Below are 20802 nucleotides of genomic sequence, written 5' to 3'. Positions count from 1 at the left end.
CCCCCGCCGCCGCCGCCGGGTCCTCCGACCCGCATCCGTTCAGCCTCCCCGGCGCCACCGAGCACTACGCCGCGCCCCGCCCCGTGCGCGCCGAGCACGTGCGCATCGAGCTGGACCTGGACTTCACCCAGCGCACCCTGGCCGGCACCTGCACCACCCGCGTGTCCGCCGTCCGCACCGTGTCCACCGTCACCTTCGACGCCGTGGACCTGGACGTCACCGGCGTGCACGTTGACGGCCGCTCCGTCCCCTTCTCCAACTCCGGCGCCCACGTGCGCGTGGAGCTGCCCCGCGCGCTGGACGCGGGCCAGGCGTGCGACATCGCGCTCACCTACCGCGCCCGTCCCCGCCGAGGCCTCTACTTCTGGGGCCCCGACGCGGGCTACCCCGACCGTCCGCTCCAGGCATGGACGCAGGGGCAGGACATCGACGCGCGCTGCTGGTTCCCCTGCCTGGACACTCCCGCGCAGAAGGCCACGTCGGAGGTCATCGCCACGTTCCCGGCGAACATGACGTCGCTGTCCAACGGCGTGCTCGTCAGCGACGTCACCACCGGCGACCGGCGCACCCAGCACCACCGCATGGCGCAGCCGCACGCGCCCTACCTCGTCACGCTGGTGGTGGGTGAGTTCGACGAGGCCACGGACACCGCCGGCACCACGCCGCTGCGCTACCTGTTCCCCAAGGGCCGCCGCGAGGACGCGCTCCGGTGCGTGGCGCGCACGCCCCAGATGATCGCCGCGTACGAATCCCTCACCGGCGAGCCCTATCCGTGGAGCGGCTACGCGCAGGTGTTCGTCACGGAGTTCATCCTGGGCGGCATGGAGCACACCACCGCCACCACGCTGGTGGACACGGTGCTGCACGATGCGCGAGCGCACCTGGACTACAACGCCGAGCCGCTCATCTCCCATGAGCTGGCGCACCAGTGGTTCGGCGACCTGCTCACCTGCCGCGACTGGCCCCATGGCTGGCTCAACGAAGGCTTCGCCACCTACTTCGAGGTGCTCTGGAAGGAGCGCGGCGACAACCAGGACGAGGCCGACCATCACCGGGCGCTCGACCTGGAGGCGTACCTCTCCGAGACGCGCGAGCGCTACGCGCGCCCCATCGTCGCCCGGAAGTTCCAGGCGCCCATGGACCTGTTCGACCGCCACCTCTACGAGAAGGGCGGGCTGGTGCTCCACGAGCTGCGCCGCCGCGTGGGGGATGACCTCTTCGTGCGGGCCCTGCGTCACTACGTCGCGTCCCACCGCCACGGCGTGGTGGAGACGGTGGACCTGGCGCGCGCCTTCGAGGAGGCCACCGGCCACAACCTGGACCCCGTCTTCGACCAGTACGTCTTCTCCCCCGGCCATCCGGAGCTGAAGGTGGAGGTCCGCTACGAGGCGGACGACGCGCGCCTGCGCATCGCCGTGCGCCAGACGCAGCGCACGGATTCGGGCACGCCCGTCTTCCGGCTGCCGCTGGAAGTGGTCCTCACGGTGAACGGCGAGGACACGCGCCACCGGTTGGACATCACGGACGCGGAGCACCGCTTCCACCTGCCCTGCCCCACCGCGCCCTCGCAGGTGCGCGTGGATCCGCGCCGCGACGTGCTGGGCACGCTGGACGTGGACAAGGCCGTGGGACTGTGGCGCGAGGAACTGGAGCAGGCGCCGGAGGCCCGCGCGCGCACGGAGGCCGCGCACGCGCTGGGGAAGGACGGGGGCCTGCGGTCGGTGGAGGCGCTGGGCCGCGCGCTGAAGGATGACGGCCTGTTCTGGGCCACCCGCGCCGCGTGCGCGAAGGCGCTGGGCCGGATCCGCACACCGGAGGCCCGCGCGCTGCTGCTGGAGGCAGTCATCACGAAGCACCCGCGCGTGCGCCGCTCCGTCGTCGCCGCGCTGGGAGAGTTCCGCCACGACGTGGAGGTGGCCGGACGCCTGCGCGCGCTGCTGGAAGCCGGAGATGCCAGCTACTTCGTGGAGGCGGAGGCCGCGCGGGGGCTGGGCCGCGTGCGCGCGCCGGATGCGCTGCCCCTGCTGGAGGCCGCCGCCGCGAAGCCGTCGTTCCAGGACGTCATTGGCGCGGGCGCGATGGACGGGCTCGCGGAGACGCAGGACCCGGTGGCGTTCCCGGCGGCCGTGGCACGCACGGCGTACGGCCAGCCCGCGTTCCTGCGCCGCGCGGCCGTGAGCGCCGTGGCGAAGCTGGCGGAGGTGGCGAACCGCAAGCGCGAGGCGGTGGACCTGTTCGCGCAGCTGCTGCGCGACCCCCAGTTCCGCGTGCAGCTGGCGGTGTGTGACGCGGCCTCCACCCTGGGCGACCGGCGCCTGCTGGCCGCGCTGGAGGGCACGACGTTCAGCGACCCGCGAACCCGGCGCTACGCCCGCGAGGCCGTGCGTGCCCTGCGTGAGGGCGCGCCCCAGGCCCGCGAGGTCGCGGCCCTGCGCGAGGAGTTGGACACGCTCAAGCAGGAGACCCGCACCCTGCGCGAGAAGCTGGAGACGCTCACGCTGAACGCACAGCCCGCCGCCAGCGCCCGAAAGCCCAAGCGCAAGCCCGCGGCCAGGAGCGGCCGCAAGCCACCGCCCAAGCGCCGGCGTTGAGCCACCGCGGCCTCAGTCCACGGACCCTTGCAGCGACTGGCGCAGGAACGTGCGCCAGTCCTCGAGCAACGCGGGCGACACGTCGTGGCCCAGGTCCGGGTAGGTCCGCACGTCGATGGGGACGCCCCGGCCCTTCAGCGCCGCGACCCGTTCACGCGTGTACCGCACGGGGATGATGGCGTCCTGCTCCCCCTGGAGCACCAGCACCCGGTGCGACGCGGGCAGCTCGCGCGCCGGCTCTCCCAACAGCCGCGTCCCCATGGGCACCGCCGCGTCCACCAGCTCCGGGTGCCGGAGGGCCAGCATCCACGCGAGGTCGCCTCCGTAGGAGAACCCCGTCACCACGACGCGGCGGAGCTCCGGATGCGACGCGCGGGCTTCCCGGATGAGCTCCGCGAGCCGCTCGGCCATGCGCTCCACGTCCTCCGTCTTCCCCTCCAGCGTCTTGCCTTCGTGGTCGGCCTGGAACCAGGTGAAGCCGTCGCGGCGGGGCCTGGGGCCCTGGGGCAGCAGCGTGCGCACGGGGACGCCCAGCGACCGGATGTGCTCGTCCCAGAACGCGGGCGTGGAGCCGGAGTAGTGCAGGGCCACCAGCAGCGCCTCGGGCTTCGGAGCGCCCACCGCCTCGCTCTTGAAGATGAGCGGGCTCGGCGCCTCGGGAGCCGCGTGGGGGACGCTCGCGCAGGCCATTCCCAGCAACGACACGGCGAGCAGCACTGCCACGGTTCGGGATTCGCGCATGCCCCTCCTCTAGCCGCCCGCCCGCTCGCCCTCCAGGGATGCTGACAGCATCTGGATTTCCGGCTTCCCCGCGCCGTTCCCGGGGACAGTGTGTACTTGTAGGCAAAGGGAACGCGCACGGGCGCCAAGACGCGCGCCCGCCAACGCCGGGGAGCCCCCATGTCCCGGCCGGGACGGCCTTACGCGACGAACGCGTGCCGCTCCCCACCAGGAGCGAGGCATGGCCGGAGGAGCCGCACGGGAGCTGGAAGCCATCTTGGACGCCGCGGTGGACCCTGTCATCGCGTGCGGCCCGGATGAGTGCATCCTCTACATCAACGCGGCGGCGGAGCGGCTGCTGGGCTGGGACCGCGAACAGCTCATGGGCAGACCCGTCACCGACCTCTTCCCGCCTCGCCTGCACCGCTTCCACGGCTTCAGCCTGCCGCGCTACCTGCTGTCGCGCCGGAAGGTCCTCGGCGGGCGGCCCACGCGCGTCTTCGCCCTGCGGCGCGACGGCGTGGAGCTGCAGGTGGAGATGACGGTGGGCGCCACCGGCACGAACTCGCACGAGCGCATCGTCCTCACGATGCGCCGGCTGCACGAGGTCATCGACTCGCTGGAGGAGCCGGTGGAGCACATCCCCGGCGGCCCCGACGTGGCCACGCACCACGAGGAGACGGTGGACCGGCTCTACCGGCTGCTCGTGGAGAACGCGCCCCTGAGCATCTTCCACTTCGACCGGGCGCCCATCATCACCGCGTGCAACGAGCGCTTCGCACGCCTCATCGGAACGTCGAAGCGCAACCTGGTGGGCCTGCACCTCTTCACGCTGCGCGACGAGAACATCATCGCCTGCGTGCGCGAGTCGCTCCGCGGCCGGAGCTGCGACTACGAAGGCGACTACCGCTCGCTCACCACCGGCAAGGTGACGCCCGTGCGCGTGCGCTTCGCCCCCTGCTACGCCGAGGACGGCACCGTGGAGGGCGGCGTCGGCATCGTGGAGGACATCTCCGAACGCCGCCGCGTGGAGGCCGAGCGCGAGGAGAACCTGGCGCAGATGGACCTGCTCTTCCGCGGCGCGCCCGTGGGCATCGGCTTCCTGGACACGAACCTGCGCTACGTGCGCGTCAACGAAACGCTGGCGCGCATCAACGGCATCCCGGCGGATGCGCACCCGGGGCACACGCTGCCGGAGCTGCTCGGGGAGCCGGGCGCCCTCGCGGAGCAGGGGCCACGTCACGTGCTGCGCACCGGCGAGCCCCTGGTGGACATGGAATCCACCTCCGACGAGGACCTGCGCGTCCCGGGCCCCCGGCGCTACTTCCGGGGCAGCTTCTATCCCGTGCGCACCCCCGACGGCCGCATCCTGGGCGTGGGCGTCGTCCTGGAGGACATCACCGAGCGCAAGCGCGCGGAGGTGGAGCGCGCGCACCTGTACCGCGAGGCCCAGGAGGCCATCCGCGTGCGCGACGACTTCCTCTCCATCGCGAGCCATGAGCTGAAGACGCCGCTCACCCCGCTGAGCCTGCGCCTGGCCACGCTGGAGCGCCGCCTGGAGCGCGGCGAGAACCTGGAACCCGGCGTGCTGCGCCATGCGCGCCACCAGCTCACGCGCCTCACCGGCCTCATCAACGACCTGCTGGACGCGTCCCGCATCGAAGCCGGCCGCCTGGCCCTGCACCCGGAGGCCACCCGCTTCGACCTGCTGGTGGAGCACACGCTCGCCAGCATGGACGGCCAGAAGGGCAACCACGTCTTCGACTTCGAGCTCCCCCCGGAGGCCATCTCCGTCCACGGCGACGCGTACCGGCTGGAGCAGGTGGTCTCCAACCTGCTGGAGAACGCGCTCAAGTACAGCCCGGACGGCGGCACCATCCGCGTGCGGCTGTCGCTGAGCGAGGACGTCGCGGTGCTGTCCGTGACGGACCCGGGCATCGGCATCCCGGAGGATCAGCAGCAGCAGCTCTTCGACCGCTACTTCCGCGCGCGCAACGCCTCCACCCGTTCCTACGGCGGGCTGGGCCTGGGCCTCTACATCAGCCGCGACATCGTGGAGCGCCACGGCGGCCGCATCTGGGTGGAGAGCGAGGCGGGCCGCGGATCCACCTTCTACGTCGCGCTGCCGACACTCTCCGCCGCCAGGCCCGCCCTCCCGCAGGTGTGGCCTGATCGCCATCTCCACTGAAGGCCCGGGCGGGCTTTCGCTGAAAGAACTTCAGCCCCGCCTCTCCGCCCCTGCCGCGGGCTCCATGCAAAGGGCTGGAATCCCACGATTCCCAGCCCTGGCACGCCCCCTGCTCTAGGTGGGTGTACGGGAGGGAGAGGCACCCATGGAAAACATGACGATGAAGAGCGAGTCCCCTGTCAGCCGCGACAACGAGGGGTGGATTGTTCGGGTGAAGGTCGGTGGACGCGTCCAGGAGGTGCGCTGCACCTCGGAGAACCAGGCGCGTTACTTCGCGGCCGTGCTGTCCTTCAACAACGCGGTTCCGCCCTCGCGCATCCGCAACTAGGCAGCGCGAGGAGGAGACGCCCGGCGTGTCAGGCATTGCGCCGGGCGATGTCAGTCGACAACACGTTGGCGAAGGACACCCAGCCCAGGTACGGGGCCATGAACCAGGGCGTCTTGCGGTCCACGCGGCTGGCGGCGGCGGTATACGCCGCGATGCTGCCCAAGAGCACCCAGTTCTCCACCGCCGCGGCCTTCAGCCGGCGCTTGCGGAAGAACAGGTGGGACCACGCGGCGTTGAGCCCCAATTGCACGAACCACAGGCCCAGCGCGCGTGACCGCTGCGCGCCGGCCGGTGAGCCCCAGATGCGCCAGCCAGAGACGGCGATGAGCCCGTAGAGCGTCGTCCACACCGGCGCGAACGCCTGCCGTGGCGGCTGGTAGGACGGCTTCTTCAGGTGCTTGTACCAGCGCCCCTCCACGGCCTCGCGGGTGCTGCTCGCGTTGAGGAGGACCGCGCCCGCGGTGAGCGCGCTGAAGGCGCCCAGCGCCACCATCGACTCCCGGTTGAGCGTGGGGTTGTGTTCCAAACCCTCGGAGCCTCCCAGCTGGCTGAGCTGCATGTCGTTCCTCCCTGACGTGAGAAAGCCGTGTGCGAAGCCACAAGCTGTGGCTTCGCACAACGGCCCGCCACATGCGCCTGCCTGCCCGGTTGTCCTCAGGGCTGCGCGGGGACGGACGCGGAGTCCATGGGGGCCCGCGCCTCCGTGGCCAGCCCTGCCGCGAGCCACCCCTTCACCAGCGCCAGGTGCTCGGCCTCCGCGTCCAGCGCCAGCTGGAAGCGGTCCGCCAGCGAGTCATGGCCCAGGCCGCGCGCCAGGTCGATGAGCAGCTCCCAGCTCGCGTTGTCCGTCAGCTCCGCCACCAGCAGCGCCTGCACGGCCTGACGCAGGTTGGTGCGCGCGTCGGAGATGGCCGCGGGCACGCCCATGGAGATGACCGAGGTCAGGTCCGCGGACGGCGTCATCGCCGTGGGGTCCGCGCCCATCTTCTCCATGGCCTCCACCAGCAGGGCGAAGTGGCCCAGCTCGTCTTCCATGATCTTCGTCAGCAGCTCCCGCGACGGCCCCCCCTCCCAGCTGCCGAAGACCTCCAGCTTGGAGAGCGCGCCCTCGTAGAGCCGGACGCCGGAGCGCTCGAAGGCGAGCCGTTCCCCCAGCTTGTCGATGAACACGGTGGGCTTGCTGCCCTTCATCATGTCCACCGCGGTCTTGGCCATGCCCTTGAGGCTGGAGGGCGGCGGCACGCGGCCCAGGCCGTCCCCGGCTTCGCGCATGTACTGCTTGCGCACCTCCGCGATGGCCCGCGCGTCGCCCGGGCTGCTGGGCTCGGAGCGTTCCGCCTGCGCGATGATGTCCTTGCTGTCCACGGGGGACGTCTTGATGCCGGTGCGGTTCATGCCCACGTCGGCGATGGTGTCCTTGCTCATTGCAGCCTCCTCCCCTCGAGCACCGAGCCCATGCGCTCCGCCTTCGCGGCCAGCTCCGTGCCCGGCCTCCATTTGTACCCAGCCGCCGCCGTCTCCGAGGGCGACCCTTCCGAGTTCATCTGCGCCTGGTACATCAGCGTGCGGTGGTCCGGCGGCAGCTGCGACTTGTCCACGTACTCGGTGCCGTCGGAGCGCATGTCCACCTCCTGCGACAGGACCTTGCGCACGAATTCACGGTGCTCCTTGAACGCGATGGGCTCCGGCAGCTCGCGGGGCAGCACCTCCGCGGGGTCGCGCCGCTCCAGGTTCTTGAACAGCTCCATCACGTAGTGGAGGTGCCCCAGCTCGTAGTCCACGAACCGCTGCCACACCTCCTTGATGCGCGGGTTCGACTCGTACGCGAGGCACGAGTAGTAGTTGTAGACCTCCATGGCCTCGTGGAGCATCCACTGCTCCAGCATGGATTCGTCGGGGTCGATGAGCGAACCGTACTGGGTGACGTGCTGCTCCTCGATGGAGGCGATCTCCGCGTAGAGCTGCCGCGCGACGGGGTCCGTGAACGTGGGGCCCACGGTCATGTAGTAGTCGTGCGTCTGGAACTCGGACGCGGTGATGGTCAGCGCGTGCAGCTTGGACAGCGGCGCCGCCGTCTTGGCGTCATATGGGCGGCGCAGGTCATCCAGCGGATGGCGGTGCTCCACGGAGGTGGGGCGGCCCGGAATGATGTCCGTATAGGACTGGGTGATGTTGTTGGGGTCCTGCCCCTCCAGCCGGTCGTAGAGCGCGGAGTAGCGGTACAGGTGGTCGAAGTCCTCCAGCATCCCGAACCGGTACGTCTGGGCCAGATAGGGGTCGGGCTCGTGGATGGCCACGCTGGCGGTCACCTCGATGGCCAGCTGCTCGAAGCCGAGCGTGGTCTCGATGACCTTCTGATCCGGCGGGGTGAGCCAGTTGACCAGTGTCTGCTGGTGGTGCTCGGCGCGGCGCACCAGCGCCAGGTGCGGGCGCAGTTCCAGGCTGCGGCGCGCGAAGATGTGCTTCATGCGCAGCGCGTCCGCTTCAATGCCGTTCATCAGGATGACGCGCGTCCGGGTGAACGCGTCGTCATCCATCTTGCTGTAGGGCCGCCGCACCATGTCCTTCCAGGTGAAGGACTGGCGCTCGACGGGAGTGCCTTTTTCTTTGAACAGGTCCAAAGCCACGAGGGGACTCCTTCTGGGCAGGGACGGGCGTTGAAGCGCGGGCGATGGACACCACCGCCTCGGGTCCCGATGTCCACAAGGTCCGGTGGCACTCCATGAACGGCAACAGACGTGCAGGCGTCGCCCGGCGGACGCGAGGGGCTGCGATGGCTCGCCGGGCCCCCTGCTTCCCGGGCCTTTCGCGGAGTCATCTGGATGAAGGTCCAATTCCGCGGGCGCAAGGGCGTGCCCGGGGCGGTGTCCCGGGGTAGCGTGCCGTCACCGACCAGACGGGGAGGGGCCGTGGCGGGCGAGACGTGGAAGACCATCCAGGAGCGCTGGCGCCTTCACGGGCTCCAGATGATCAGCATCGCGCTGGTGGCCACACTCATCGCGTGGGCATGCGAGCAGGCCAGGGGCCTCGAGAGCACGGAGCACATCGCCTACGACGACGCGCTGGTCCGGTTCACCGGTGGCCGGGGGAAGTCCCAGCAGGTGGTCGTGGTGGCCATCGACCAGACCACCATCGATAGAATCAGCCAGGACACGCAGCTCCAGATCAACTTCGGCAACTGGCCGTACACGCGCACGCTGTGGGCGCGCATCGCGCAGGAGCTGAAGGCCGCGGGAGCCCGGGCCGTGCTGTTCGACGCGGTCATGGACGAGCGGACGGCCGACGAGTCCGCCGACCTGGGCTTCGCGCAGGTGCTGCGTGAGACAGGCCTCCCCTTCTACGTGGGCATGGCGAGCAGCGGAACCGCGAAGCCGCTCGCTCGCGCGAACCTCCAGGCCCCGGTGCCGCTGACCGCTCCGGAAGCCGCTCCCGCCGCCAGCCCTCCAGGGGACGACTCCTTCCCCGAGGAGTTCGAGGACGCGCCAGCCCCGGCCACACCCGTGCTGACAGCGGAAGCCCTGGCACGGGCGCTCGCCTTCCCCGCGAGCCGGACGGATGGGAAGCCGCTGCTCATGCTCGGGGGCACGCCCTCGAAGCCGCCCCCGTTTCCCCACCACCCGGTGCCTCCAACCCCCGCGCTGCTGGGCGCGGTGAACGGGGTCGGGCTGGTGGATACGGAGGCGGACGCGGACGGCTCCATCCGCCGCACGTCCTTCGCGTACACGGACGGCACCAACACCTATGTGACGCTGCCGGTGCGCATGATGGCGGACCTGCTGGGCGCGAAGGAGGTCTCGTTCTCCGGCCGCACCCTCCGCATGGGAGCGCGCACGTGGCACGTCAACGCGGAAGGCGACGCCGAGCTGGACTACGGCGGACCGCTGGGCGAGCGCTTCGAACAGGTGCCCCTCTTCGCCGTGCTGAACGACTGGATCCACCGCAACCAGGGCCAGCCCCCGGACCTGGCCCCGGCCACGTTCCAGGACAAGGTCGTCGTCATCGGCGGCACGGCCGTGGGTCTCAACGACATCAAGGCCACGCCCTTCTCCCCCACGCAGCCCGGACTGGTGAAGCAGGCCACGGTGGTGGACACGCTCCTGTCGGGAACGTTCATCACCCGTGCGCCCCCGGGCGTGGACCTGGGCCTGACGTTCCTCGTGGCGCTGGTGTCCGCGGTGCTGCTGATGACGGCGCGCTGGACGCCGCTGGAGGTGGCCTGGCCGGTGGCGCTGGTGCTGGGGCTGCACGTGCTCACGGGCCTGCTGCTCAAGACGGCGCACACGCACGTGCTGATGGCGATGCCGGCGCTGGCGGGCGTGGGCGCGAGCGTCGCGGCGCTGGCGTTCAACCACCTGGTGGCCAACCGCGAGACGCAGTTCATCCGGCAGGCATTCCACCGCTTCATGGAGCCGAAGCTGGTGGAGCAGATGATCCGCTCGCGGCAGCTTCCGCGCCTGGATGGAGAGAACAAGGAGATCACCGCGTTCTTCAGCGACATCCGCGGCTTCTCCACCTTCAGCGAGCGCTTCAAGGAGGACCCGCGCCAGCTGGTGCGCATCCTCAACACGTACCTCACGACGGTGAGCGGGGCCCTGCTGCGCGAGGGCGGATGCCTGGACAAGTACATCGGAGACGCGGTGGTGTGCCTCTTCGGCGCGCCCATGGCCCAGGAGGACCACGCCGTGCGCGCGTGCCGGGGAGCGCTGGCGGCCAAGACGGCCGTGGAGGCGCTGCGCGTGGACTTCCGCCAGAAGGGGTTCCCGGACGTGTACACGCGCATCGGCGTGAACAGCGCGGTGAACTTCGTGGGCAACTTCGGCAGCGACCAGCTCTTCAGCTACACGGCCATTGGCGACGGCATGAACCTGGCCGCGCGCCTGGAGGGCGCGAACAAGGCCTACGGGTCGGTCATCATGATTGGCCCGCGCACGTACGAACTGGCGAAGGAGCACATCGAGGTGCGCGAGCTGGACCGGGTCCGGGTGGCGGGCAAGACGGAGGCCGTCACGGTGTATGAGCTGCTCGCGCTCAAGGGCCAGCTGGACGCATCCACGCGGCACACGGTGGCGCGCTACCACGAGGCCCTGGGGCTGTACCGCGAGGCGCGCTTCGCGGAGGCCGCGGCGGTGCTGGAGACGGAGGCCGCGCGGTCGCCGGAGGACGGGCCCACGGGGAAGCTGTTGGAGCGCTGCCGCGAATACCTGGCGGCGCCTCCGGAGAATTTCGATGGCGTCGCGAATCTGGAGAAGTGACGGCGTATCAGGGTTGGGGAGCACGACGATGAGACGATGGACCTGGGGCATCCTGATGCTGGCGGTGGGCGTGCCGGTGACGGCGGCGTGGGCGGTGAAGAAGGACGAGAAGCTCTACGTGAAGGCGCGCAACACGCGCGTCCTCAAGAGCGCGGTGCCCACGGCGGACGTGGTGGCGGTGCTCCAGCCCGGACAGCAGGTGACGTGGAAGGGCGCGGACCCGAAGAACGCGCAGTGGCACCAGGTGACGGAGCCCGGAGGCAAGCCCGGCTACGTGTTCCAGACGAACCTGTCCACCCGGCCGCCCGACATGGAGCTGGTCGCCAAGGACGGCAAGACGCGCTCCATCGACCCGGCGGCCTTCGTGTCCAGCGGCGCGGCGGTGAAGGCGCTGAGCCCGGGCGCGGAGAAGTACGGCAAGGAGAAGGGCGGCGGCTACGCGGACGCGGTGGCGCAAATCAAGAAGCTGGAGGGCCTGGCCCTCAAGGTCACGCCCGTGGAGATCGACGCGCACGTGAAGCAGGCCGGGCTGTTCCCGGTGGTGGCGCCCGACACGAAGCTGGGGCCCCAGGCGAAGAAGGCGGTGAAGTGATGCGCTCGCGCATGGGGATGCTGGTGGCGGCGGGCCTGGGGCTGAGCCTCACGTCCTGTACCCAGGTGGCCAAGGGCCTGAGGGCCGCGAACCTGGGCGAGGACGCGAACCGGGTGGCGGCCGCGGCGGAGAAGGTGCAGTCCTGCGACAAGTTGAAGGTGGAGCCGGCCATCCAGGAGGAGTACGCGCTGGGCAGCGCGCTGGCCATCCACTGGGCGCAGCAGGGCGGCGGGCTGATGCTGTCGGGCGCGCCGGAGGAGAAGCTGAACACCTACGTCAACACGGTGGGCCGCAACCTGGCGATGCAGTCCCCCCGGCCGGAGCTGCGCTGGACGTTCGGTGTGCTCAAGGACGCGAAGCGCTTCAACGCCCTGTCCGCGCCCGCGGGCTATGTGTTCGTCACGCACGGGCTGCTCCAGGGCGTGGAGAACGAGGCGCAGCTCGCGGGCGTGCTGGCGCATGAGATTGCCCACGTCGTGCTCAAGCACGCGCTGCACCAGTACGTCTCCGTGAAGGTGAGCACGTGCAAGGGCGCCGCGGTGACGGGCGCCGTGGTGTCGACGGTGGCCTCGAAGGTGGTGGGCGCCAGCCGGGCGGACGGCCGGCTGGACCTGGACTCGGACACGGGCCTGATGGGGAAGATGGTCGAAGGGACCGTGGACGCCTTCGGCAAGGGCCACCGCAAGGACGAGGAGCTCGCGGCGGACGCGCTCGCGGTGGAACTGCTGCTGTCCGCGGGCTACGACCCGAGGGAGTTCTCGCGGCTGCTCGAGCGGACGTCCGGGGGCGGCGGCTTCTGGGAGAACCACCCGAAGAAGGAGGAGCGCCAGGAGCGGATCGCCGGCCTGCTCCAGGCGCGGCGGGAGAACGCGGATCCGCTGGCGCGGGTGGACGTCGCTTCGCTCCAGCGGCCGGCCCTGCCCGCGTCCTTCACCGCCACCGTGGGGCCCGGGAAGAAGCCCACGGGCGTGGCGAAGGACGCGAAGTAGGCGGCGCGGTTTTTAGCGCACCGTAGCCTGGCTCAGGGCGCGGTGCACGGACTCCAGGGCCTTGCGCGCCTCCAGCAATTCGGCGCGCTCGGCGGTGAGGGACGCGACCTGCTGGGCCAGCACGTCGCGCTCACCCTGGAGCGTCTCCACGGCGCGGCGCAGGGAGGCGGACTCGTCCTTGGCGCCTTCCAGCTCCACGGCGAGGCGCTCCTCCTCCGCGAGGCTGTCGGCCAGGGCCAGCTTGCCCTTGGTCACGACCTGCTCCAGGGACTCGTGCTCCTTCGCGGCGGCCTGGAGGGCCTGGCGGGACTCCTGGAGGGACAGGAGCGCTTCGTCGCGCTCGCCTTCCAGTGCGGCCAGTTCACGCTCCAGGTCGGCGAGCAGCTTCACGCGGCCCTCCATCTCCGCGGACAGGCGGCGGGCCTCGTCCATGCGCAGACGGGCCTCCTCGGTGGCCTTCTCCGCCTGACGGCGGGCGACCTCCAGGTCCTGGGTGAGCGTGAGGTTGAGCGCCTTGACCTTGGTGAGCTCCGCCTGGAGGTGGGTGATGCGCTCCACGGCGCGCTGGCCGGCCTCCGCGACGGTGGCGGGCAGCGGCTCCGGGCGCGGGTTCTCGCGCACGGCCTTGAGGCGGGCCTTGAGGCGCTCGCGGCGGGATTCGGAGTCCAGCTCCTCGCGGGGAGGCGCGGGCGTCTGCACCTCGACGGGGGCGGGCGCGGCTTCCTGTCGGGCCACCGTCTCGGTGGTGGTGACGGTGGAGGCCTGGACGGCAGCGTACGTCGTCATGGGCTCGGCCTCGGAAGGCATGCGGAGGGCCTGAACGCCCATCCGTCCATCGAACTGTACTCCGGGCGGCGGGCCCGCGAAGGTGACCGGAGCCGCCCGGGGCGCTTCCGCCTGCGCCATCGCCGGAGGCGGCGAGGCGAAGGTGACGGGCGCGCTCCGAGGGGCTTCCACCGGCGCGGCCGGAGCCGAGGCATCCATGCGAGCGACTCCGGCGCGCATGGCTTCGGTGTGCGTCACGGAATGGGCAAGAGGCGCCACGCGCGTGGGATCCACATGCGTGGCGGCTTCCGGACGCGCCGTCAGCGCATCCCAGCGCGCGGCGGGCGCGGGCGGCTCCACGTGCGTGGGCGTCGGCTCGGCGCCCAGGGGCTCCTGACCGAAGGCCTCCACCACGGCCTCCCGCTGCTGCGCGACGTGCGCGGCGGACAGGTTCCACGCGGACGCGGCCACCGCCTCCGCCACCTCACGGTGCGAGACGGGCGGCACGGCCTCCGCGTCCCAGACGGACTCCTCGGGCGCGGTCTCCTGCGCCACGTTCCAACCGGGCGCGGTCTCCTGCGAGTCCGGCTCCTGCCACGGCGAGGGCGGCGCGGCTTCCTCTTCGCCGCGAGCCTCCGGGGACACCAGCGCGGACAGCGCGTGGGACACCGGAGAGAAACTCGGCGCCGTCACCGCCGGCAACCCCTGCGCGGCCGGGGGCGGCGCGGCGGTGCGGGCGGGCGGTGCGTTCAGCGCGGCCTCCATCGCCTCGGCGGCGGTGGGACGCGGGCCGGCGCGGCGCTCGATGCGCGAGCGCACCTCGGAGGACAGGTCCGGCGATTCCGCGACGGGCGCGGGCGCTTCCGGCGCGGCGGGCTCCTGGCTGGCGGCGGTCCCCGTGGGGTCTGCCGGGTCGAGGGCACCCGTCAGCGCCCCCAGGCGGAGGCGCGGCTTCGCGCGGGACACGTTCTGTTCGAAGGCTTTCTTCATGGGGGAATCTCAGCCGGCTTTCGTCGCGGTGCCGGCCTTCACCGCCGCGGCGTGCGCGGCCACCAGGCGCGGCAGCACGTTGTCCAGCATGGCCTGGATGTCGCTGGCGCCCTTGGACGTGGGGTCCGCCACGAACACCGGGCGGCCCTCGCTGGAGGCCTGCGCGAACTTGGTGCACTGCCGGATGATGGTGGGCAGCAGGTACTCGGGGTAGTGCGTCTGGAGCGCCTCCAGCGCCTCCTTCGCCAGCTTGAAGGTGGCGTTGAAGGAGTTCACCACGATGAACACGTGGTCCAGCACGTGGTTGAGGTCCTCCTCCAGGCTCTGCACCGTTTCGAACAGCAGCTTGAGGCCGTGGAAGGACAGGAAGTCCGCGAGCACGGGCACGAACAGGTCGTTCGCGGCCATCAGCGCGTTCAGGTTGAGCAGGCCGAAGGACGGAGGCGCGTCGAAGACGATGAAGTCGTACTGCGCCTCCACGTCCTTGAGCGCGTTGCGCAGCTTGAACTCACGGCCGGACATGGGCATCAGCGCCAGGTCCACCGTGGACATGCTCAGGTTGGACGGGATGAAGTCCAGGTTGGGCAGGGTGGACTTCTGCACCACCTGCACGAGCGGCGTCTTGCGCACCAGCACGTCCAGGAGCGTCTTCTCGAAGTCCTCGCCCTCGTAGCCCAGGCACTTGGTGGCGTGGCCCTGGCTGTCCAGGTCGATGAGGAGCACCGCGTAGCCCAGCTCCGCCAGGCGCCAGGCGTAGGACGTGGAGAGGGACGTCTTGCCGGTGCCGCCCTTGAAGTTGAGGAAGAGCTGTCTGCGCAGGCCCGCGGTGGGCGGGAACTTGTTGAGCGTCGTGCGCAGCTCCCACACGTCTTCCGGGCCGTAGGCGTCCTTGCGCAGCGCCGCGGGAATGGACTTCGCGGTCACGCCGAGCATCTCGGCTACCTGCTTCGAGCTGTACGTCGGCGCTTCCATGAACGACCCTTCGGATGACGTGTGAGGCTGGGACCCGCTGCACCTTGCCTCAAGCGGCGAAGTATTTGTGCCCCCTTCGCACGATGGCCCCTCGGGCCACCAGCAGGGCAACAGCCTCCTGGGCCAGCTCCGCCGGAGCGGACAGCCCGGACGTCAGCTCGGCGAGCGAGCGTCCCCGGACGGCGACCCGCACCTCCTGCAACATCGCCCCACACAGCGCTTCCACGGGAGACGGGCCGCGCTTGGGAGGAACCGGCGGCGGGGTGGAAGGCGCGGGTGCCCGGGCCGGAGGCGGCGCGCCCATGGCGACCAGCGCGGCCTGCACGGGCGTCTTCCGCGCGGCGGGCGGAGCGGGCGCGGGAGGAACGGGGGCCATCGGGCGCGACGGCGGCAAGGAAGGACCCGAAGCGAAGGACACCGGCCCACCATTCGCGACCCGCGCGGGCACGGGAGCGGCGGCGTGCATCGCGACCGGTGCGGCGCGGGCCACGCCCACGGTGGCGACCGCGAGCGCGGGGGCGGCCATGGGGGCGGCGGTCCACTGGGAGGTGTTCGCGGCGACGTCCGCGAGCGATACCGGCACCGCGTGCGCGGGAATCGACGGAAGAGGCTGCGCGCTCTGCGCCACCGGCTGCGCGGCATTCACCGCCACGGGCTGCGCCAGCTCCGGGGCCACAGCGACCACGCGCACGGGCTCCACGGGCTTCGGCTCCAGCGTCGCGCGCACGGGCTTCACGGGCAGCGTCGCCAGCCGGCGGATCTCCCGGCGCCGGTGCGCATCATCCAGCGCGACCACCGCGGACACGTCGTGTCCCAGGATGCGCGACAGGCTCTGCGCCGCCGCCTTGCGCACGCGCGCCTCAGCGTCATCCAGCGCGCTCAAGAGCAGCGTCCGCGCGTTCTCGCCCCGGCCCGCGCCCAGCGCCAGCGCCGCCAGCGCGCGGACCTCCGGGTCCGTGTCGTGGATCGCGTCCTCGCCCAGCCGCCGCGCCGTCTCCCCCTCCAACCCCAGGGCCAGCAGCGACGCGCGCCGGCGCACCGACCGGTCCGAGTCCTTCATCGCCTGCGCCAGATGCGGCGCCGCGTCCTTCGGCGCCAGCACCAGCAGCGCCTTCAACGCCGCGATGCGCACCTCCGGCACCGGCGAGGACAAGAGCGGCGACACCACCGACGCGCCCTCCTCCCGGCACAGCCCCGCGAACGCCTGCACCAGCGCCACCTGCGCCGTCGCGTCCGTCTCCGCGTGCAGCGCCGCCGCCAGCGCGGGCGCCGCCGCCGGATGCGCCAGCGCCTTCAGCCGCTCCGCCGCCCGCACCCGCGCCGCCGCGTCCGCCGCCGACAGCTCCCGCACGGAGAACCCGAACAGCGTCTCGTCCGTGGTGCTGCCCGTGTGCCCGGACAGCTCCGCCATCTGCTCCGCGCTCACCCGCAGGCGGCCCTCGCTGTGCAGCCGCTGCGCCTCGCGCGCCACCGGAGACAGCCCCGAGGAATCCGCCGCGCCCGAAGTCCCCGCGTGCGACCGGGTCGGAATGGGCGGCGCGGGACGCTCCGCCCACGGAACGATCGGCTCGGGGGACTTCTTCAGCGGCACCGCGGGCCCGCTGTACGGCGCGCGCACCGCGGGCACGTCCCCACGGAGGATCACCTCGCTGCGCAGCTGCGAGATGAACGACGCCAGGTCGAACCCCAGCTCGTCGGCATCGTCGTCCGCCAGCGCGCGCGCCTGCCCGGAGGAGTGGATCCGGCTGGCGTCCAGCAGCTTCGCCATCAGCTGGTCGCGCTCCAGCCGCAGCGCCTGGTTGACCCGCGACAGCTCCTCGCGCTCCGTCTGCGCACGGCCGCTCTTCACCTCCAGCTCGGCCAGCTCCCGGCGCAGGTCCAGCTCGCGCTGGTGCGCCTCCGTCAGGTCCTCCCGGAGGTGCGAAAGCTCGTCACGCGCGGACGCCAGCTCGCCATGCAACTGCTGCGCACGGGCCTCGAAGTAGACGATCTTTTCGAGTGCGCTCTTGAGCAGCGCGTCCGGACGCTCGTCACTCACGACTGGCTCTGGCCTCCCCGCGAAGGCGCTCGGCGGCGCCCCCCGGTTCGCGTCACCGAAGGGACTCCCCGGCATCCCGGCTCGTCGCCGGGGGGGGCACCTTATGTCAGCCCTACGTGCTACGTAAACCACGGAAACACCAGGGGTTTTCCCCCGCCAGGACACGCTGTGATTGACAACGCCGCCCAGGCCGATTTTTCGGCCTCGCGCCCGCGTGCACGCGTGCTCCAATGCGCCGCATGGCCCCTTCGCGCATCGACACGGAAGTCACCCGGATGTTGGGCATCCGCTATCCCATCATCGCCGCTCCCATGTTCCTGGTGTCCAACGCGGCGCTGCTGGAGGCCGCGGGACGCGCGGGCGCCATCGGCGCGGTGCCGTCACTCAACTACCGCACCGCGCAGGCGTACCGGGACTTCCTCCACACGTTCCCCAAGGACGTGCCCTTCGGCGTGAACCTCATCCTCAAGTGGGCCGAGCGCCTGGAGGAGGATGTGGCCGCGACGGTGGAGCGCAAGGTGCCGCTGGTCATCACCAGCCTGGGCGACCCCACGCCCATCGTGGAGCGCGTGCACGCGTACGGCGGCAAGGTGTGGAGCGACGTGATTTCGCTGCGCCACGCACAGAAGGCCGTGAAGGCGGGCGTGGACGCGCTCATTGCCGTAGGCAGCGGCGCGGGCGGCCACGCGGGCAACCTGAGCCCCCTGGTGCTGGGGCCGTGGCTCAAGGCGGAGCTGGGCGTGCCGGTGGTGCTCGCGGGCGCGCTCTCCACGGGGCGCCACCTGGCCGCGACGCTCGCGCTGGGCATGGACGGCGCGTACGTGGGCACGCGCTTCCTCGCCACGGAAGAGGCCGGCGCCGCGCCCGACTACAAGCAGGCGCTGGTGGACTCCAGCCCGGAGGACCTCGAGTACACGAAGGAGGTGACGGGCGTGCACGGCAACTTCATCAAGAGCGCGCTGGAGCGCTTCCGCGCGGGCCAGGGCAAGGCCTGGAAGGACACCTGGAGCGCGGGCCAGGGCGTGGCCTTCGTGAAGGACGTGCTGCCCGCCACCACCGTCGTTGAACGCATGGTGCGCGAGTACTCCGAAGCGCGCGCCGCGCTGCCGTCCGAATCCTGAAGCAGCACTGAAGCCCCCCGGGTTTGAAGCCCCGCTTCCGGCAGCGTCCCGCCGGAAGCGCGCGGTCTCCCCGGACCCTCGCGAAACCGTCACCCAGCTCACGAAGCAACCTGGCACGTCGTGCGACCTCGCACGGCCTTCCCGTGACGTCATGGGAGGGGCGCGGGCGTGCCCGCCTACCACCCCGGTTCGACGCGCGTGGCGCGCGCGGAAAAAGCACCCGGGAAGCCTTGCGAAACGCGCGCGTGAGAACGGCGGAAACGGCGGATTGTCGCGGGTTTGCGGGCCCTGTCCGAACGCCCGGAGATGTCAGACCCCACTCGTAATCTGTGTCTCACGAGGTCAGGCGTAGCAGCGACTTCTCCCCGGTACCTCTCCGTCTGAAAAGCGGGGGGAGAAGCTCCTCTTTCGACAGGTTTTCCACGCCATGGAACAACGACTGGCAACCCTCATTGGAAACGCCGTGCGAGTGGCCCGGCAGCGGCTGGAGCTCACGCAGGCCGATGTCGCCGAGCGCGTTGGCATCGCCACCGAGGTGTACGGGCGGCTGGAGCGCGGGCACATGCTGCCCAGCGTGCGGACGTTGCGGAAGCTGTGCCTGGTGCTCAATGCCTCGTCGGACGTGCTGCTCGGGTTGAGCGCGACGGCGGCGGTGACGGAGGACGGCGCGCCGCAGCTGGCGGAGGACCCGCCGGAGTACCGTGAGCGTCCGGAAGTGCGGCGCCTGATGCGCACCGTGCGCAAGCTGGACTCCCCGCGCCTGCGGCTGCTGGGGCAGGTGGCGCACGCGCTGGAGCGATGAAGCGCGAAGGCTCGAGGCTCGAGGCTCGGAGCCGCGCTAGTCGGCCGCGGGCTCCGCGTCCACGGACGCCGGAGATTCGCGGTGGACAGGGGGGGATGAAGTCCCGGCGACGGGCAGCCGGAGGATGAAGCGCGCACCGCCTTCCGCGCGGTTCTCCGCCTCCAGCGTGCCGCCCGCGCGCGCCACGTAGTCGCGGCAGAGCGCCAGGCCCAGGCCGGTGCCCTTGCCGGGCGGCTTCGTGGTGAAGAAGGGCTCGAAGAGACGTGGCAGCGCGGACTCGGGGATGCCCGGCCCGTTGTCCTCCACCTCCACCCGCACGCGGCCGTTCTCCATGCACGCGCGCAGCATCACGTGCGCGGGCTTGTTGGAGCTGGCGGACTCCAGCGCGTCCGCGGCGTTGAGCAGCAGGTTCACCAGCACCTGCACCAGGTGGCGGGCCGTGACGCGCGCGGGGGCCAGCTCCGGCGCCACGTCGCGCTCCACCACGCACAGGCTGCGCAGCCGCACCGAGGCCAGCCGCTGCGCCTCGGCCAGCGTCTCCGCGACGTCGCAGGACTCCGCGCCGTCGGGGGCCTCGCGGGAGAACAGGCGCAGGTCGGTGACGATCTGCTGGATGCGCAGCACGCCCTGCTGCGTTTCATCCAGCACGCGCCGCACGTCCTCCAGGTCGTCGGGCGCGCCGTGCGCCCATTCCTCCTGGAGGTAGTGCAGGTTCGACTTCACGTACGCCAGCGGGTTGTTCACCTCGTGGGCCACGCCCGCCGCCAGCTGCCCCACCACCACCAGCCGCTCCACCTCCGCGCGCTGGCGCTCCACGCGCGCGCGGCGCGACTCGCTGTCCGCCAGCTGCCGCAGGGCCTCCACGCGCTCCAGGTGCGCGATGCGCTCGGCCGCGCGCAGCTTGCGGAAGGTCTCCGCGCCGTGCGCGGACACCGCGAACACGAAGACGAGGCTGATGCACTGGCTGACGAACGCCGTCCAGGGCACGTGCGACATCCACGTCATCCACATCACCGCCACCAGCGTGCCGCCGATGGCGCACCACACCGGCAGCCGCTGACCGGGGACGAAGACGGTGACGAAGAGGGGCACCGTGTAGAAGCCGGGGAACAGCGGGCTCTCCAGGCCTCCGGTGAGGTGGATGCACACGGTGAGCGCCGCCAGGCTGACGACACCCGACGCGATGCCGCTGAACGGAGGGCGCAGCCACCCCGCGCCGACCACGGCCCCCAGCACGAGGAACGCCGCGGCCCAGGCCCAGTGCACCGCGAGGAAGTCCGCGCGGAAGCCGCCCAGCACCAGCGGGTGCGCCAGCGAGCCCAACAGGATGAGCAGCGCGCACCACCAATACGTCCGCCGCCGGACCCGCCGGCGGGCCCGGACATCGGCGTCCGCGTCGTCCCACGCGCTGGAGGCTGGAGGCTTCACCCCGCGCCAGTCCGCCCGTGCGCGCT

At 71.5% G+C, this 20802-nt stretch carries 16 protein-coding genes; 8 read left to right on the top strand and 8 right to left on the bottom strand.

Translation table 11 applies throughout. The features are described from left to right. On the top strand, positions 1 to 2591 hold a 2591-nt coding region (locus D7W81_RS44005), incomplete at its 5' end, for a M1 family aminopeptidase (protein WP_120553759.1). 12 nt (positions 2592 to 2603) lie between these two features. Here D7W81_RS44005 and D7W81_RS02865 read toward each other — a convergent pair. Beyond that, complete coding sequence (locus tag D7W81_RS02865) at positions 2604 to 3332, bottom strand: alpha/beta hydrolase (protein ID WP_120553758.1); 729 nt, start codon at positions 3330 to 3332, stop codon at positions 2604 to 2606. A 220-nt stretch (positions 3333 to 3552) separates the two neighbouring features. On the opposite strand from D7W81_RS02865, the gene D7W81_RS02860 reads away from it, so the two are divergent. Next, positions 3553 to 5499 carry a PAS domain-containing sensor histidine kinase gene (locus tag D7W81_RS02860; RefSeq protein WP_120553757.1) on the top strand — a complete coding sequence of 649 codons (1947 nt, stop codon included), beginning with the start codon at positions 3553 to 3555 and terminating at the stop codon, positions 5497 to 5499. 145 nt (positions 5500 to 5644) lie between these two features. Next, positions 5645 to 5827, top strand: coding sequence for a hypothetical protein (locus tag D7W81_RS02855; RefSeq protein ID WP_120553756.1), 183 nt, complete (start codon positions 5645 to 5647; stop codon positions 5825 to 5827). 28 nt (positions 5828 to 5855) lie between these two features. Here the strand turns inward: D7W81_RS02855 and D7W81_RS02850 are convergent, their stop codons facing one another. From D7W81_RS02850 to D7W81_RS02840, 3 genes are all read right to left on the bottom strand, one after another. Beyond that, positions 5856 to 6386 (bottom strand): TspO/MBR family protein, encoded by a 531-nt coding sequence (locus D7W81_RS02850; protein ID WP_120553755.1) that lies wholly within the window; start codon positions 6384 to 6386, stop codon positions 5856 to 5858. Between the two features lie 95 nt (positions 6387 to 6481). Next, positions 6482 to 7252, bottom strand: a complete 771-nt coding sequence (locus D7W81_RS02845) for a ferritin-like domain-containing protein (protein ID WP_120553754.1) — start codon at positions 7250 to 7252, stop codon at positions 6482 to 6484. Beyond that, a complete protein-coding gene (locus D7W81_RS02840; protein WP_120553753.1) occupies positions 7249 to 8454 on the bottom strand; it encodes a hypothetical protein in 1206 nt (401 codons plus the stop codon). Before D7W81_RS02840 ends, D7W81_RS02845 begins: the two co-directional genes overlap by 4 nt. A gap of 282 nt (positions 8455 to 8736) precedes the next feature. Between D7W81_RS02840 and D7W81_RS02835 the strand changes: the two genes are divergently transcribed. Genes D7W81_RS02835 through D7W81_RS02825 form a run of 3 tightly spaced genes read left to right on the top strand, consistent with a single transcriptional unit; the run spans position 8737 to position 12660 of the window. Continuing rightward, positions 8737 to 11079, top strand: coding sequence for a CHASE2 domain-containing protein (locus D7W81_RS02835; protein WP_120553752.1), 2343 nt, complete (start codon positions 8737 to 8739; stop codon positions 11077 to 11079). Positions 11080 to 11107: 28 nt separating this feature from the next. Beyond that, entirely contained in the window at positions 11108 to 11671 is a 564-nt protein-coding gene (locus D7W81_RS02830; RefSeq protein ID WP_120553751.1) for an SH3 domain-containing protein, read from the top strand. Continuing rightward, complete coding sequence (locus D7W81_RS02825) at positions 11671 to 12660, top strand: M48 family metallopeptidase (RefSeq protein WP_279637797.1); 990 nt, start codon at positions 11671 to 11673, stop codon at positions 12658 to 12660. The genes D7W81_RS02830 and D7W81_RS02825 overlap by 1 nt, the downstream gene beginning before the upstream one ends. A gap of 12 nt (positions 12661 to 12672) precedes the next feature. Here the strand turns inward: D7W81_RS02825 and D7W81_RS43230 are convergent, their stop codons facing one another. The 3 genes from D7W81_RS43230 to D7W81_RS02805 are packed head-to-tail and all read right to left on the bottom strand — an operon-like array spanning position 12673 to position 17425. After that, positions 12673 to 14415 (bottom strand): hypothetical protein, encoded by a 1743-nt coding sequence (locus D7W81_RS43230; RefSeq protein ID WP_244226929.1) that lies wholly within the window; start codon positions 14413 to 14415, stop codon positions 12673 to 12675. 9 nt (positions 14416 to 14424) lie between these two features. After that, entirely contained in the window at positions 14425 to 15387 is a 963-nt protein-coding gene (locus tag D7W81_RS02810) for a ParA family protein (RefSeq protein ID WP_120553750.1), read from the bottom strand. A 49-nt stretch (positions 15388 to 15436) separates the two neighbouring features. Continuing rightward, positions 15437 to 17425, bottom strand: coding sequence for a HEAT repeat domain-containing protein (locus D7W81_RS02805; RefSeq protein ID WP_120553749.1), 1989 nt, complete (start codon positions 17423 to 17425; stop codon positions 15437 to 15439). 239 nt (positions 17426 to 17664) lie between these two features. On the opposite strand from D7W81_RS02805, the gene D7W81_RS02800 reads away from it, so the two are divergent. Together D7W81_RS02800 and D7W81_RS02795 are read left to right on the top strand one after the other, a co-directional pair. Beyond that, complete coding sequence (locus D7W81_RS02800) at positions 17665 to 18546, top strand: NAD(P)H-dependent flavin oxidoreductase (RefSeq protein ID WP_244226928.1); 882 nt, start codon at positions 17665 to 17667, stop codon at positions 18544 to 18546. Between the two features lie 427 nt (positions 18547 to 18973). Beyond that, positions 18974 to 19348, top strand: a complete 375-nt coding sequence (locus D7W81_RS02795) for a helix-turn-helix transcriptional regulator (protein ID WP_120553747.1) — start codon at positions 18974 to 18976, stop codon at positions 19346 to 19348. Positions 19349 to 19384: 36 nt separating this feature from the next. Here the strand turns inward: D7W81_RS02795 and D7W81_RS02790 are convergent, their stop codons facing one another. Beyond that, the gene (locus D7W81_RS02790) at positions 19385 to 20776 is read right to left on the bottom strand and encodes a sensor histidine kinase (protein ID WP_120553746.1); all 1392 of its coding nucleotides are present in this window, start codon (positions 20774 to 20776) and stop codon (positions 19385 to 19387) included. Positions 20777 to 20802: the final 26 nt, after the last annotated feature.

This window comes from Corallococcus aberystwythensis (genome assembly GCF_003612165.1).
Classification (GTDB): Bacteria; Myxococcota; Myxococcia; order Myxococcales; family Myxococcaceae; genus Corallococcus; species Corallococcus aberystwythensis.
This window is presented reverse-complemented; position numbering and strand designations above follow the sequence as displayed.

Coding starts and splice junctions, on each gene's coding strand:
- D7W81_RS02865 (WP_120553758.1), bottom strand. CDS start 3,332: ATGCGCGAATCCCGAACCGTGGCAGTGCTGCTCGCCGTGTCGTTGCTG.
- D7W81_RS02860 (WP_120553757.1), top strand. CDS start 3,553: ATGGCCGGAGGAGCCGCACGGGAGCTGGAAGCCATCTTGGACGCCGCG.
- D7W81_RS02855 (WP_120553756.1), top strand. CDS start 5,645: ATGGAAAACATGACGATGAAGAGCGAGTCCCCTGTCAGCCGCGACAAC.
- D7W81_RS02850 (WP_120553755.1), bottom strand. CDS start 6,386: ATGCAGCTCAGCCAGCTGGGAGGCTCCGAGGGTTTGGAACACAACCCC.
- D7W81_RS02845 (WP_120553754.1), bottom strand. CDS start 7,252: ATGAGCAAGGACACCATCGCCGACGTGGGCATGAACCGCACCGGCATC.
- D7W81_RS02830 (WP_120553751.1), top strand. CDS start 11,108: ATGAGACGATGGACCTGGGGCATCCTGATGCTGGCGGTGGGCGTGCCG.
- D7W81_RS02825 (WP_279637797.1), top strand. CDS start 11,671: ATGCGCTCGCGCATGGGGATGCTGGTGGCGGCGGGCCTGGGGCTGAGC.
- D7W81_RS43230 (WP_244226929.1), bottom strand. CDS start 14,415: ATGAAGAAAGCCTTCGAACAGAACGTGTCCCGCGCGAAGCCGCGCCTC.
- D7W81_RS02810 (WP_120553750.1), bottom strand. CDS start 15,387: ATGGAAGCGCCGACGTACAGCTCGAAGCAGGTAGCCGAGATGCTCGGC.
- D7W81_RS02800 (WP_244226928.1), top strand. CDS start 17,665: ATGGCCCCTTCGCGCATCGACACGGAAGTCACCCGGATGTTGGGCATC.
- D7W81_RS02795 (WP_120553747.1), top strand. CDS start 18,974: ATGGAACAACGACTGGCAACCCTCATTGGAAACGCCGTGCGAGTGGCC.